This is a genomic window from Micromonospora sp. NPDC005707, from assembly GCF_040631005.1.
Lineage (GTDB): Bacteria > Actinomycetota > Actinomycetes > Mycobacteriales > Micromonosporaceae > Micromonospora.
This window is the reverse complement of sequence record NZ_JBEXYR010000014.1, coordinates 1-13,678: the sequence shown is the minus strand read 5'-3', so window position 1 is coordinate 13,678 and position 13,678 is coordinate 1. Positions and strand designations below refer to the sequence as shown.

Genomic DNA, 13,678 nt, shown 5'->3' with positions numbered 1-13,678 from the left:
CTAGGTGCGGGGTCGGTGCCCGCCGTGGCCCTGACGTGAGGGGGCGGTGAACGTTCGCGGACGCGCGGGGTGCGCCGGCCGGGCCGCGGCACGCCGCGGCCCGGCCGGCGGCGTCACCGGCGGGACTTGGGCAGGTCGAACTGGTCGGCCCGGCGGCAGTCCTTCGGGCCGCCGATCGCGCCCGGCCCGACCCGGTCGAGGGCCTGGCGGGCCCGGTGCCGGCCCAGGTTCCAGGCGTACCAGGGGTCGGACTCCTCCAGGTCGTCGGCGATCCAGCTCAGCGTGCAGCGGCGCACCGGGTCGGGGAGCCGGGTCAGCGCGGGCGTCGCGTCGGCGGAGAGCGCCCGCAGGTACCACGCGTCGATCTTGCCGGTCTGCTCGTAGCGGAGGATGTTGCGCTTCGCCGCGTAGTCCTCGGGGTTGAGCACGGCCAGGCCGAGCAGCATCGCCACGGCCAGCGCGACCGTGGTGCCCGGGATCCATCGGCCCTGCCACCGCACACCGGCCGCCAGGATCATGAGGAAGACCGCGCCGAGCAGCAGCTCGAACGCCATCACGAAGATCCGCTCGCCGGTGAAGCTGTAGACCTTCTGGTACGTCCACATCCGGGACAGCGCCGACACCACGATCACCACGCTGAGCGCGCTGAGCAGGCCCAGCAGGACGCGCAGCAGCATGCGTTCGAGCGGCCGCTCGCGGCTGGCCCAGCGGCTCACCCCGCCCAGCACGGCCAGGGTCAGCAGGGTGACGAAGAGGAGCTGCCAGAAGCCGCTGCGGGCGTATTCGGAGTAGCTCAGCCCGGCGACCTTCTGCACGTGCCGCTGGCCGCCGAAGAGCACCGTGAACTGCACGATCACGAAGCCCGCGAAGAGCAGCGTCAGCGCGCCGATGGCCGGCGCCCACTCCAGCACGCCGAGCCGGCGGGTGCCCGGCCGGTCCACGGTGGACAGGTCGGGCGGGGCGGCCAGGGTGTAGACCGCCGCGACCGCGATCAGGCCGCCGAGCGCGGCCAGGAAGATCCAGCGGAACACCGTACTGATGTTGATCTCGGGGACGATCGCGTTGAGCACCTCGGAGAAGGCGGCGTCGGCCGAGGCGAGCAGGCTGCCGAAGACCAGCAGCACCAGCACGGTGGCGACCACCGAGCCGGTGACCTTGCGGACCGTCCCGGCCTCCGCCGAGGCGGTGACGTGCCGCCGTACCCAGGGCAGGCCGCGGAACGCCGCGAACGGCGCGGCGGCCAGGCCGAACAGGATCGAGCGGACCAGCCGGCCGCCGACGATCGCCAGGGTGGCGCACCCCAGCGCGCCGAGCACACAGAACGTCACCAGCCACCAGGCGTTGCGGAACGCCAGCACGGCGAGCAGGACCAGCGCCGCCGCCGCCCACCCGCCGCGGATCAGCCGCTCCGCGCGGGGCAGTTCGGCGGTACGCCGGCGCACCGCAACCAGCACGCCGAGGGTCAGCGTGAGCCAGCCCAGGAACCAGCCGATGCCGACCCGGCTCAGCGGCACGAAGAACGCGGCACCGAGCGCCCCGGCCAGCACGGCGAGGGGGACCGCCCGGCCGGTGGCCTGCTTGGGGCCCGGCCAGCGTGCGCCGAGGAACGAGGTGCGGGGGGTGCGCGGCCGGGGCGTCCAGCCGGGCTGGGGCGGGTAGCCGCCCCAGGGCTGGGCCCCGTACCCGGCATACGGCGGGGCGACGGCCGGCTGGACCGGCGCGGCGGTCGCCGGCGGTGCCGTCGTGCCCGCTGGGGCGGCCGGGGCCGGGGCAGCCGGCGCGTCGGCGACCGGCTCCGGTCCGGCCTTCGTGACCGGCGCCGGCTCGGCCCCGGCGGTGGGCGCGGGTTCGGCCTGCGCCGCCGGTGCCGGTTCGGCCCCGGCGGTCCGCGCGGGCTCGGGCTTCGCCGCCGGTGCCGGCTCGGCGGTGCCCGCGGGTGCGGGTTCGGCCTTCGTGGCCGGTGCCGGCTCGGCCCCGCCGGTGGGCGGTGCGGCACCCGTGGTGTCGTCCTCCGACGAAATCGCCGCAGGGCCGGCCGGGGTCTCGACGGCCGGCGCGGCGGCCTGGGTGGGCACGTTCGGCGCGGGGACCAGCAGTTGCGGGGCGGCGGGCCCGGGAACGGTGGCCGGCTGCCCCTCGGCCGTGGGCACCAGCGGCACGAACAGCGCGTAGCCGCGGGTGCCGGGCGGCACGAGCACGGGGATCGCCCAGGCCGGCTGCCCCTCCGGGCCGGGCCACGGCATCGCGGGCGGCGCACCCGCCACGTCGGGCACGACGAGCAGGTGCGGCGTGATGTCGGACCCGGCCGCCGGAGCGGGTCGGGGCGCATCTGGCGTCTGTGGCGGCTCGGACACGGCTCGCTCCTTGATCGCGGGGTGCCGTCACTGTAGGGCCCCACCCCGTTCCGCCGCCGCCCCGTCCGGCCGTTCGGTCAGCACACCCGAGCCGGCCGTGCTTCCCGCACACCCGCGCGCCGATCGAACCTTTGCCGCCCCGGGCCCGTACCAGTGCGCGGGAGGTCGATGACATGGCCGTACGCCGCACGCTCGCCGCGCTCGCCGCCGTCGCCGCGGCCGTGCTGCTCACCGGCGTGCCGGCGAGCGCGCACGGCGCCCCCACCAGCCCGTTGAGCCGGGCTGCGGCCTGCGGTCCGGAGGGTGGCCGGGCGGACACGCCGGCCTGCCGGGCCGCGATCGCCGAGGGCGCCGCCGTGCGGGAGTGGGACAACATCCGGGTGGCCCGGATCGACGGGCGGGACCGGGAGCGCATCCCCGACGGGGAGCTGTGCAGCGGCGGGCTGTCGGCGTACCGGGGGCTGGACCTGCCCCGGACCGACTGGCCGGCCACCACGCTCACGGCCGGGGCCCGGCACACCTTCCGCTACCGCACCACGATCCCGCACAAGGGGACGTTCCGGTTCTACGCCACCACCGCCTCGTACGCGCCGAGCCGGCGGCTGACCTGGGCGGACCTGGAGGAGAAGCCGTTCCTCACGGTCACCGACCCGCCGATCCGGGACGGCGCCTACCAGATGCCGGGGCGGCTGCCGGCGGGGCGCACCGGCCGGCACATCATCTACACGATCTGGCAGAACTCCAACACCCAGGACACCTACTACTCGTGCTCCGACGTGGTGTTCCGGTCACCGTCCGGCGGGGCGGCGTCCACGCCGCGTACCAAGCCCTCGGCGAGCGCGGCGACCCCGCGTGCCGTGCCGAGGGCCGCGACCGGCGACGGGGCCGGCGAACCGGCGGCGGGCGTGCCGGTGGCGGCGGTGACCGACACCGGCACGTTTCCCCGGCCGCTCGTGGTCGGCGCGGCGGCCGGGGTCACCGTGCTGCTCGCGGCCCTGGTGGCGCTGCGGTTGCGGCGGGCCGGCACCGTGCCCGCCGGCCGGCCGTGTGGGGTCCGCAGCCACCGCGCCGGCCGCCGCCGGATCTGGTAGTCCTCAGCCCAGGTGCCGGTCGATCTCGGCGAGCTCCTCGACGCCGAGGTCGAGGTTGTCCAGGGCGGCCACGTTGCCCTCCAGCTGGGCGACGCTGCTCGCCCCGATGATCAGGCTGGTCATGCGGGGATCGCGCAGCGCCCAGGCCAGCGCGAGCTGGGCCAGGCTCTGGCCGCGCTTCTCGGCCACCGCGGCGAGCCCGCGGATGGTGGCCATCTTCTCCTCGCTGAGGTCGCTCTCGTTGAGGAAGACGCTGGTGCGCACCCGGGAGTCGGCGGGGATGCCGCCCAGGTAGCGGTCGGTGAGCAGGCCCTGCGCCAGCGGGCTGTAGGCGATGCAGCCAGCGCCGACCTGCTCCAGGGTGTCCAGCAGCCCGTCGGCCTCCGACCAGCGGTTGAGCATCGAGTACGAGGGCTGGTTGATCAGCAGCGGCGTGCCCAGCTCGCGGAGGATCTCGGCGGCCCGGGCGGTCTGGTCGGAGTTGTAGTTGGAGATGCCGACGTAGAGCGCCTTGCCGGAGCGGACGATCGCGTCCAGCGCGCCCATCGTCTCCTCCAGCGGGGTGTCCGGGTCGAACCGGTGGGAGTAGAAGATGTCGACGTAGTCGAGGCCCATCCGGCGCAGCGACTGGTCCAGCGAGGAGATCAGGTACTTGCGCGAGCCCCACTCGCCGTACGGGCCGGGCCACATCAGATAGCCGGCCTTGCTGGAGATGACCAGCTCGTCGCGGTACGGCTTCAGGTCGGTGGCGAGCAGCCGGCCGAAGTTCTCCTCGGCGGCGCCGGGCGGCGGGCCGTAGTTGTTGGCCAGGTCGAAGTGGGTGATCCCGAGGTCGAAGGCGCGCCGGACGATGTCCCGCTGCCGCTCGTACGGGCGGTCCGGCCCGAAGTTGTGCCACAGCCCGAGCGAGATGGCGGGCAGGCGCAGGCCGCTCCGGCCACTGCGCCGGTAGATCATCGAGTCGTAACGGTCTTCGCTGGCGAGGTAGGTCACCCCTCCGACCCTAGTCCGGGCCCGACGCCCAGGTCGGGGCGGAGGTGGGCCGGCGGAACCGGCGTGCGGCCCCGCCCGCTTGGGTAGCTTCGAGTCCATGCGCTACGTCCCGCTCGACACCCCCAAGCCCATCTCGAAGATCGGCCTCGGCACGTGGCAGTTCGGCTCCCGCGAGTGGGGCTACGGCCCAGACTACGAACGCCGGGCGGCGCAGATCGTCCGGCGGGCGCTCGACCTGGGCGTCACCCTCTTCGACACCGCCGAGATCTACGGCTTCGGCCGCAGCGAGCGCATCCTCGGCGCGGCGCTTGCCGACGACCGGGCCAAGGTCGTGGTGGCCAGCAAGATCTTCCCGGTGCTGCCGCTCGCCCCGGTCGTGCAGCAGCGGGCGGTCGCCTCCGCCGCCCGGCTCGGCGTCACCGGCATCGACCTCTACCAGGTGCACCAGCCCAACCCGGTGGTCGCCGACACCACCACCATGCGGGGCATGCGCGCGCTCCAGGACGTCGGGCTGGTCGGCGAGGTCGGGGTCAGCAACTACGGCCTGCGCCGCTGGCGGTTCGCCGAGGCCGCGCTGGGCCGCCGGGTGCTGAGCAACCAGGTCCGCTACAGCATGATCGACCGCGGCCCCGAGGAGGACCTGATCCCGTACGCCGAGCAGGCCGGCCGGATCGTCATCGCGTACAGCCCGCTGGGGCAGGGCTTCCTCTCCGGCCGGTACGACGCGCGGAACCCGCCCGCCGGGGCGGTCCGGCGAGCCAACCCGTACTTCCTGCCGGAGAACCTGGACCGGGGCACCGAACTGATCGCCACCCTGCGGGAGGTGGCCGACGCGCACGACGCCACGCCCAGCCAGATCGCCCTGGCCTACGTGCTCCGCCACCCCAGCGTGGTGGCCATCCCCGGCGCGTCGAGCGTGGAACAGGTCGAGCGCAACGCGGCCGCCGCCGAGATCGACCTGGCCGACGACGAGCACGCCGCACTGGCCACCGCCGCCCACGCGTTCCGCCCGGTCACCGGGCTGGCCGCCGTACCCAAGCTGATCCGCGCCCGCACCCGGAAGTGACCACCATGGACGACATCACCGCACTGATCCTCGACGACCACGCCGCCTTCCGTCGCGGCTTCGCCCGGCTCGACGACGCCCGGGACCCGGCCGAGCTGCTGGCCGTCTGGGAGGCGCTCGCCCTGCACCTGGACATCCACGCCGAGGCCGAGGAGGCCATCCTCTACCCGCACCTCGTCAAGCACGGCGACGACGGCGCGGAGGAGACCGAGGACGCCATCGGCGACCACAACAAGATCCGTGACGCCGTCGCCGAGTCCAGGCTGCACGAGGTGGGTTCGGACGCCTGGTGGGCGGCCGTGTGGCGGGCCCGCCGGGAGAACAGCGAGCACCTGGCCGAGGAGGAGGACGAGGCGCTGCCGGACTTCCGCCGGCACGCCAGCGTCGAGCTGCGGGCCGAGCTGGGACAGCGCTGGCTCACCTTCTACGGCGAGCACAAGAACGGCCGCAACCTGCCCTTCCGCGACAAGGACCCGGAGAAGTACGTCCAGGACCACCGCTGACCCGATCTCCCCGTCGCGGGGGAGTCGGCGGGCCGCTGTCAGGCGGCAGAATGACCGGGTGACGGTCCCGGTCGTGCTGGCGCCGCTGGTGCGCGGGAGCACCTGGCGGCGCGCCGTGTTCCTGCTCCTCGGCGGCGTGCTCGCCCTGCCGTACGCGCTGCTCGCGGCGGCGTTCGCGCAGCTGCTCGGCAGCGCCGACGTGCCCCGCCCGATCGGCGCCGGGCTGCTGCTCGTCGGCGCGGTGCTCGCCGCCGTGCCGGTGTTCCTCGCCGGCAGCCGGGCGCTGGAGATCGCCGCCGCCCGGGCGCTGCTCGCGGTCGACCTGCCCGAGCCCGCCCCGGGCCACCGGATCGACCGGGAGACCCGGCTGCGCGCCGCGCTCTGGATCGCCCTGCACCTGCTCACCGGCGCGCTGGTGCTGTTCGCGGCGATCAGCGCGTTCCCCGTGGCGCTGATCTTCCTCGCCGGGCTGGTCGGCGTCGACACCGGCGCCCAGCCCGGCGACGGCTTCGGCCCGTTCGACCCGGGCCGCCCGGTCGTGGCGGGACTGGCCGGGCTGGCCCTGCTGGTCGCGCTCGCGTACGCGGTCGCCGGGCTGGGCGCGGTCGCCGCCTCGATGGCGCCGGTGCTGCTCGGCCCGGCGCAGGCCGAGCGGATCGCCGCCCTGGAGGCCCGGTCCGCCCGGCTGGCCGAGCGCAACCGGCTGGCCCGGGAGCTGCATGACTCCGTGGGGCACGCGCTGACCGTGGCGACCCTCCAGGCGGGGGCCGCCCGCGAGCTGCTCGACACCGACCCGGAATTCACCCGGCGGGCGCTGCGCGCCATCGAGGAGACCAGCCGCCGCGCCATGGACGACCTGGACCACGTGCTCGGTCTGCTCCGGGAGAACGACGACGGGCGGGTGCCCGCGCCCACCGCGCCGCAGGCCACGCTGGTCGCGCTGGACCGGCTGGTCGCCGACACCCGCGCCGCCGGCCTGGCCGTGGAGTCCCGGGTCAGCGGGGCGCTCGGTGAGCTGCCCGCCGTGGTGTCCCGGGAGGGATACCGGATCGTGCAGGAGGGACTGACCAACGCGGCCCGGCACGGCCGGGGGCCGGTGCGCCTGCGTGTGGCCGTACCCGATGGTCGCCTGGAGATCGAGCTGGTCAACGGGCTGCGCGGCACCACCGGGCCGGGTGGCGGCGGGCGCGGGCTGGACGGCATGCGGGAGCGGGTGCTGCTGCTGGGCGGGCAGCTCACCGCCGGCCCGGAGGGCGACCGCTGGCGGGTCCGGGTCACCCTGCCGGCGCCGAGGGGGGAGACCGGGTGACCATCGACGTGCTGATCGTCGACGACGACGAGCTGATCCGGGTCGGCCTGCGGGCGATCGTGGACGCCCAGCCGGACCTGCGGGTGGTCGGCGAGGCCGCGGACGGCGCCGAGGTGCCGTCGCTGGTGGCCCGGCTGCGCCCCCGGGTGGTGCTCATGGACGTCCGGATGCCGGCCATCGACGGCATCCAGGCCACCCGGCGGCTGCTGGCCGCCTCCGCCGACCCGCCCCGGGTCCTGGTCGTCACCACGTTCGCCAACGACGAGTACGTCTACGAGGCGCTGCGCGCCGGGGCCAGCGGTTTCCTGCTCAAACGGGCCCGCCCGGCCGAGGTGGTGGAGGCGATCCGGGTGGTGGCGGCCGGCGAGTCGCTGCTCTTCCCGGCGGCGATCCGCCGGCTCGTCGGCGCGTATGGCGGCCGGGGCGGCGACGGGCTGCGCGCGGCCCGGCTCACCGAGCGGGAGGGCGAGGTGCTGCGGCTGATGGCCGCGGGCCTGTCCAACCCGGAGATCGCCGACCGGCTCGTGGTCGGCGTGGAGACGGTCAAGACGCACGTCGGCAACGTGCTGGCCAAGCTCGGGGTGCGCGACCGGACCCAGGCGGTGATCGCCGCCTACGAGTCGGGATTCGTGGTGCCGACCGGCTGACCGGTCCCTCCCGTGGGGGAGGCGGTCCACCCCGGCGCGGGAGGGATCCGGGGCCCGTCCGGCCGAGGCTGAGGGCATGACGACAACGACCGATTCCCCACCCCGTCGGGCCGCCCGGACGCGGCTCGACCTGGCCGCCCCGCTCGCCGCCGCCTGGCTCGGCGGCTGGGGCGTGCTCGCCCTGCTCTCGACGCTGACCGGCGCGGGCTACCCGTTCGGCGCCAACGATCCCCACGGCGGCGACGCCGCCGGTCTGCTCCGGCACGTGCCGGTCTCCGTCGGCCCGCCCCTGTTCGCGGCGGTGCTGCTGACCGCGGCTGTCGCCGCCCTCGCCATGACCGGTGCCGCCGGCCGGCCGTCCCGGCCGCTGCGCGTCCTGCTCACCGGATACGCCGCAGCCGTCGCCCTAGCGCTGGCGGTGGTGATTCCCGGGATGCGGGTGCTGGCCCTGCTCGGCTACGCCCCGATGCTGATCATCGGGGCCCCGTTCGGCTGGCCTCCCGTGGACTACGCCGAGGTCTTCGACTGGCCGCTGTTCGCCCGCCTGGCCGCCCTCGCCGGTGGGATGCTGCTGGCCGGCGCGCTGCTCAGCTGGCGGCGCCGGACCGCCGAGGGGGCGCGCCCCGGCTGGACCGCGCCCGCCTCGGCCGCCCGCTGGGGCCGGTGGGCGGCCTGGACGGCGGCGGTCATCCCGGTGCTCTACGCGCTCACCCGGTTCGCCTGGCTGGCCGGCATCCCGCTGGGCATGTCCCGGGAGACGCTCGCCGAGATGCGGGCCGACGGTGCGATCTGGGCCGGCGCCGGGCTGGGCGCGTTCGCCGTGGTCGGCGCGGTGCTCACGCTCGGGCTGGTGGCCCGCTGGGGCGAGCGGTTCCCGCGCTGGCTGCCCGGACTGGCCGGGCGCCGGGTGCCGGTGCTCCTCGCCGTGATCCCGGCCGGCCTGGTCTCTCTCGCCGTGCTGGCGGCCAGCCTCGACCTGCTCGCCGCCCCGGAGTTCGCCGACCTGATCCGCGAGGGCAACTCCGCCGCCCTGCCCATGGCCCTCTGGCCCGTCTGGTCGGTCACGCTGGCCGCGGCGACGTACGCCTACCAGCTCCGCCGCCGGGGCTGAGCGGCCCGGAGGCCGGTCCCGGCACGGGGCGGGGCCGGCCTCCGGCGCTCTCCGGGCGGCGCCCGATTTCTGAGCTAGCGTTGGTCGGGTGACTGCGCCCAACCAGGTTCCCCCGGCCCCGCCCGCCGACCTGCCCGGCACGCTCGGCGAGCTGCGGGCCTCCGGCCACCACCACCGCACGGTCAAGCAGGAACTCCGCGACAACCTCCTCGCCCGGATGCGCGCCGGCGAGGAGCGCTTCCCCGGCATCGTCGGCTACGAGGACACGGTGCTGCCCGAGGTCGAGCGGGCCCTGCTCGCCGGCCACGACATGGTGCTGCTCGGCGAGCGCGGCCAGGGCAAGACCCGGCTCATCCGCTCGCTCGGCGCGCTGCTCGACGAGTGGACCCCGGTGATCCCCGGCTCGGTGCTCAACGAACACCCGATGCACCCGCTCACCCCGGCGTCCCGCGCCCTCGTCGCCGAGCGCGGCGACGACCTGCCGATCGGCTGGCTGCACCGCTCGATGCGCTACGGCGAGAAGCTCGCCACCCCGGACACCAGCGTCGGCGACCTGATCGGCGACGTCGACCCGATCCGGCTCGCACAGGGGCGTACCCTCGGCGACCCGGAGACCATCCACTTCGGACTGGTGCCGCGCACCAACCGCGGCGTCTTCGCCGTCAACGAGCTGCCCGACCTGGCCGAACGCATCCAGGTGGCGCTGCTCAACGTGCTGGAGGAGCGGGACATCCAGGTCCGCGGCTACCAGCTCCGGCTCCCGCTGGACCTGCTCCTGGTCGCCAGCGCCAACCCGGAGGACTACACCAACCGGGGCCGGATCATCACCCCGCTCAAGGACCGCTTCGGCGCGGAGATCCGCACCCACTACCCGCTCGACCTGGAGCTGGAGCTGGCCCTGATCCAGCAGGAGGCCGACCTGGTCGCCACCGTCCCCGAGCACGTGCTGGAGGTGCTCGCCCGGTTCGCCCGCGCCGTGCGGGAGTCGCCGTCGGTCGACCCGCGCTCCGGCGTCTCCGCCCGGTTCGCCATCGCCGCCGCCGAAACCGTCGCCGCCGCCGCGCTGCGCCGCGCCGGCCTGCTCGGCGCCTCCGTCCACGAGGCCCCGGTCGCCCGGGTCGGCGACGCCGTATCGGTGACCTCCACGCTGCGCGGCAAGGTCGAGTTCGAGAGCGGTGAGGAGGGCCGGGAGATCGAGGTCCTCGGCCACCTGCTGCGCACCGCCACCGCCGAGACGTTCCGGGCCCGGCTCGCCGGGCTGGACCTCTCCGGGTTCACCGCGCTGGTCGCCGAGGGCACCGAGATCGAGACCGGCGAACTGGTCTCCTCGGCCGAGCTGCTCCGCCAGGTCGGCACCGTGCCCGGGCTGGCCAAGGTCCTCGACCGGCTCGGCCTCGGCGACGCGCCCACCCCCGAGGAGGCCGCCGCCGGGATCGAGTTCGTCCTGGAAGGGCTGCACCTCACCCGCCGGCTGGGCAAGGACGTCACCGAGTCCGGGCGCACCGTCTACGGCGGCCGGGGCTGACGGTGGCCGGCAACCGGTTCCGGTACGGGCAGTGGCGCGGCGGGCCCGACCCGCTCGCCCCGCCCTACGACGTACGCGCCGCCGTGGACGCGGTCGGCTCGGAGGTCCTCGCCGGCGGCAGCCTGCGGGAGGCGCTGCGCGACCTGCTGCGGCGCGGCCCGCAGGGGCGCGGCGGCCTGGACGACCTGGCCGCCCGGGCCCGCCGGCTGCGCCGGGAGGCGCTGCGCCGGGGCGACCTGGACGGCGCGGTGACCCGCGCTCAGGCGCTGCTCGACCAGGCCCTCGCCGCCGAGCGGGAGGAACTGCGCGGGCGGGACGGCGACGACGCCCGCTTCGCCGAGGCGGTGCTGGACAACCTGCCCCGCTCGACCGCCCGCGCCGTCGAGGAGCTGTCCGGGTACGACTGGGCCAGCGACGAGGCACGCGCCAGCTACCAGCGGATCCTCGACGGGCTGCGCGGCGAGGTGCTGGAGCAGCGCTTCGCCGGGCTGCGCGACGCGGCGCGGGCCGCCGCCGACCCGGCCACCCAGCGGCAGCTCGCCGAGATGATGCGCGACCTCAACGACCTGCTCGCCCGGCACGCCCGGTCGGAGGACACCACCGACGCGTTCGCCGAGTTCATGCGGCGGCACGGCGAGTTCTTCCCGGAACAGCCGAAGGACGTCGACGAGCTGATCGACGTGCTGGCCCGCCGCTCGGCGGCCGGGGAGCGGCTCATGCGGTCGCTGTCGGACCGGCAGCGCGAGGAACTGGCCGGGCTCATGCGCCAGTCCCTCGGCGAGCAGCTGGCCGGGGAGCTGTCCCAGCTCGACGACCACCTGCGGTCGCTGCGCCCCGACCTCAACTGGCGGCGCTCCGAGCGGGTCCGGGGCGACCAGCCGCTCGGCTACGGCGAGGCCACCGGCGCGCTCGGCGAGATCGCCGAGCTGGACGAACTGCTCGACTCTCTCGACCAGGACCACCCCGGCGCCACCCTGGACGACGTCGACGTCGAGGCGGTCGCCCGGACGCTGGGCCGGGACGCCGCCGACGACGTACGCCGGCTGCGGGAGCTGGAGCGTGAGCTGCGCCGGCAGGGCTGGGTGACGCGCGACGCCGAGGGGCTGACGCTCAGCCCGAAGGCGCTGCGCCGGCTCGCCGGCACCGCCCTGCGGCGGGTCTTCGCCGACCTGACCGCCGGCCCGCGCGGCCAGCACGACCTGCGCTCCGCGGGCGCGGCCGGCGAGGTGAGCGGCGCCTCCCGGCAGTGGGAGTACGGCGACGAGCAGCCCCTCGACGTGGTGCGCACCCTCACCCGCGCGGTCCGCCGGGCCGGCCCCGGGGTGCCCGTGCAGCTCGCGGTCGAGGACTTCGAGGTGATGGAGACCGAACGGCGGGCGTCGGCGGCCGTGGCGCTCTGCGTCGACCTGTCGTACTCGATGATCTCCCAGGGGCGCTGGGGGCCGATGAAGCAGACCGCCCTGGCCCTGTCGCACCTCATGGCGACCCGCTTCCCGCAGGACGCCCTGCAGATCATCGGGTTCGGCCGGGAGGCCATGCCGCTGACCCAGCAGGAGTTGGCCGCGGTGGAACCGGACATGGAGCAGGGCACCAACCTCCAGCACGCGCTGCGGCTGGCCGGACGGCACCTGCGCCGGCACCCGGGCGCCGAGCCGGTCGTGCTCGTGGTCACCGACGGTGAGCCCACCGCCCACCTCGACCCGTCCGACGGCGAGGCGTACTTCCACTGGCCGCCGCTGCCGGAAACCATCCAGGCGACCATCCGCGAGGTGGACAAGCTGACCCGGTACGGCGCCACGCTGAACCTGTTCATGCTCGGTGACGACCCGGGGCTGCGGCGGTTCGTGGACGCGGTGGCCCGGCGCTCCAAGGGCCGGATGTTCACCCCCGACCTCGACGACCTCGGCGAGTACGTCGTCTCCGACTACCTCCGCGCCCGCCACGGCCGCCACTGACCCCGCTGTTCCGCCCCCAGCCGCCCTTGACGGCCGCCCGTGCCGATCCGTTCACGTCATCACGTTCGTAGCCGCCGACACAGGCAGCGTCATCCGGGAGTGGATGTCCGGTTCGGCGGCGGCCTCGGCCGCTGAGTGGAACCTCATGTAGGTCTCCGGTGCCCGGATACCTCCATACCGTTCCACCGACCGCCCCGACGTGGGCGGGATGTCCGTTTCGTGAAGTGACTGGCGGCATCCCGGCGGCGGAATGGCCGGCGGGCCGGGGTCGTTGTATCCGGGTGAACGACCGAGGAGCACGCCCCGCCCGACGGGTGACCGGCCCGCACGAGGACCGCGCCCCCGCCCGACGGGGTGACTGGCCCGCACGAGGACCGCGCCCGCCCGACGGGGTGACCGGCCCGCGTGACAGCCCGCCCCCGCGTGACAGCCCGCCCCCGCGTGACAGCCCGCCGAGGCGGGACTGCCCCGGCCGGGAATGACGGTGGCCCGGTGGTCGTTGTACATGGTCCCGGCGCGACGAAGTGGCTTCGCCCCGCGCGCTGGATGATCCCCCAAGACTTTCCTTGAGCGCCTGACGGTGCTTGCGCACGCCAGTTAGAGCCGATCCCCGTCGGCCCGGGTGTGCGCCAACCCCCGAATGGAGCTACTCCCATGAACACGATGCTGCGTAAGAGTGTGCTGGGTATTGCTGGTCTGGCCTTCACCGGTGGGATCTTCGCCGGTCCGGTCGCCGCTCACGCCGATGCCCGTCCGGTCGAGGGCAAGCCGGCTGCCGTGGCGGTGCAGGGTGACAAGCTGATCCCGCACGGTGTGCAGGGCGCCCAGTCGAAGATCGACCTCAACGATGAGCAGTTGGCCAACGCCAAGGCGATCATCGCGGCGACGAAGAAGGCCGGTCTGCCGGAGCGGGCCGCGGTGATCTCGATCGCCACGTCGCTGCAGGAGTCGAAGCTGGAGAACCTGGGCCACCTCGGCGACAAGAATGATCACGACTCGCTGGGTCTGTTCCAGCAGCGCCCGTCCAGTGGTTGGGGTACGCCGGAGCAGATCACCGACCCCGAGTACTCGACCCTGGCCTTTGAGAAGGGTCTGAAGCAGGTCGACGGCTGGCAGGACATGCC

General features: G+C 75.1%; 11 protein-coding genes. 9 read left to right on the top strand and 2 right to left on the bottom strand.

The window, feature by feature from the left end; translation table 11 throughout:
• Positions 1-113: 113 nt before the first annotated feature.
• Positions 114-2,354, bottom strand: a complete 2,241-nt coding sequence (locus tag ABZ452_RS24875; RefSeq protein WP_357947355.1) for a DUF4153 domain-containing protein — start codon at positions 2,352-2,354, stop codon at positions 114-116.
• A 173-nt stretch (positions 2,355-2,527) separates the two neighbouring features.
• On the opposite strand from ABZ452_RS24875, the gene ABZ452_RS24870 reads away from it, so the two are divergent.
• Positions 2,528-3,445 carry a lytic polysaccharide monooxygenase gene (locus tag ABZ452_RS24870; protein WP_357947352.1) on the top strand — a complete coding sequence of 306 codons (918 nt, stop codon included), beginning with the start codon at positions 2,528-2,530 and terminating at the stop codon, positions 3,443-3,445.
• A 3-nt stretch (positions 3,446-3,448) separates the two neighbouring features.
• Here the strand turns inward: ABZ452_RS24870 and mgrA are convergent, their stop codons facing one another.
• Complete coding sequence (gene mgrA, locus ABZ452_RS24865) at positions 3,449-4,438, bottom strand: L-glyceraldehyde 3-phosphate reductase (RefSeq protein ID WP_357947349.1); 990 nt, start codon at positions 4,436-4,438, stop codon at positions 3,449-3,451.
• Positions 4,439-4,535: 97 nt separating this feature from the next.
• On the opposite strand from mgrA, the gene ABZ452_RS24860 reads away from it, so the two are divergent.
• The 8 genes from ABZ452_RS24860 to ABZ452_RS24825 all read left to right on the top strand — a co-directional run.
• Positions 4,536-5,504, top strand: coding sequence for an aldo/keto reductase (locus tag ABZ452_RS24860; RefSeq protein WP_357947346.1), 969 nt, complete (start codon positions 4,536-4,538; stop codon positions 5,502-5,504).
• A gap of 5 nt (positions 5,505-5,509) precedes the next feature.
• The gene (locus tag ABZ452_RS24855; protein WP_357947343.1) at positions 5,510-6,007 is read left to right on the top strand and encodes a hemerythrin domain-containing protein; all 498 of its coding nucleotides are present in this window, start codon (positions 5,510-5,512) and stop codon (positions 6,005-6,007) included.
• A gap of 58 nt (positions 6,008-6,065) precedes the next feature.
• Entirely contained in the window at positions 6,066-7,316 is a 1,251-nt protein-coding gene (locus tag ABZ452_RS24850) for a histidine kinase (protein WP_357947340.1), read from the top strand.
• Positions 7,313-7,963 carry a response regulator transcription factor gene (locus tag ABZ452_RS24845; protein ID WP_357947337.1) on the top strand — a complete coding sequence of 217 codons (651 nt, stop codon included), beginning with the start codon at positions 7,313-7,315 and terminating at the stop codon, positions 7,961-7,963. Before ABZ452_RS24850 ends, ABZ452_RS24845 begins: the two co-directional genes overlap by 4 nt.
• Positions 7,964-8,039: 76 nt before the next feature.
• Entirely contained in the window at positions 8,040-9,074 is a 1,035-nt protein-coding gene (locus tag ABZ452_RS24840) for a hypothetical protein (protein WP_357947334.1), read from the top strand.
• 88 nt (positions 9,075-9,162) lie between these two features.
• The gene (locus tag ABZ452_RS24835; protein ID WP_357947331.1) at positions 9,163-10,599 is read left to right on the top strand and encodes a magnesium chelatase; all 1,437 of its coding nucleotides are present in this window, start codon (positions 9,163-9,165) and stop codon (positions 10,597-10,599) included.
• 2 nt (positions 10,600-10,601) lie between these two features.
• Entirely contained in the window at positions 10,602-12,554 is a 1,953-nt protein-coding gene (locus tag ABZ452_RS24830; protein WP_357947328.1) for a VWA domain-containing protein, read from the top strand.
• 654 nt (positions 12,555-13,208) lie between these two features.
• The coding region (locus tag ABZ452_RS24825; RefSeq protein WP_357947324.1) for a hypothetical protein at positions 13,209-13,678 on the top strand (470 nt) is incomplete at its 3' end.

Coding starts and splice junctions, on each gene's coding strand:
- ABZ452_RS24870 (WP_357947352.1), top strand. CDS start 2,528: ATGGCCGTACGCCGCACGCTCGCCGCGCTCGCCGCCGTCGCCGCGGCC.
- ABZ452_RS24860 (WP_357947346.1), top strand. CDS start 4,536: ATGCGCTACGTCCCGCTCGACACCCCCAAGCCCATCTCGAAGATCGGC.
- ABZ452_RS24855 (WP_357947343.1), top strand. CDS start 5,510: ATGGACGACATCACCGCACTGATCCTCGACGACCACGCCGCCTTCCGT.
- ABZ452_RS24840 (WP_357947334.1), top strand. CDS start 8,040: ATGACGACAACGACCGATTCCCCACCCCGTCGGGCCGCCCGGACGCGG.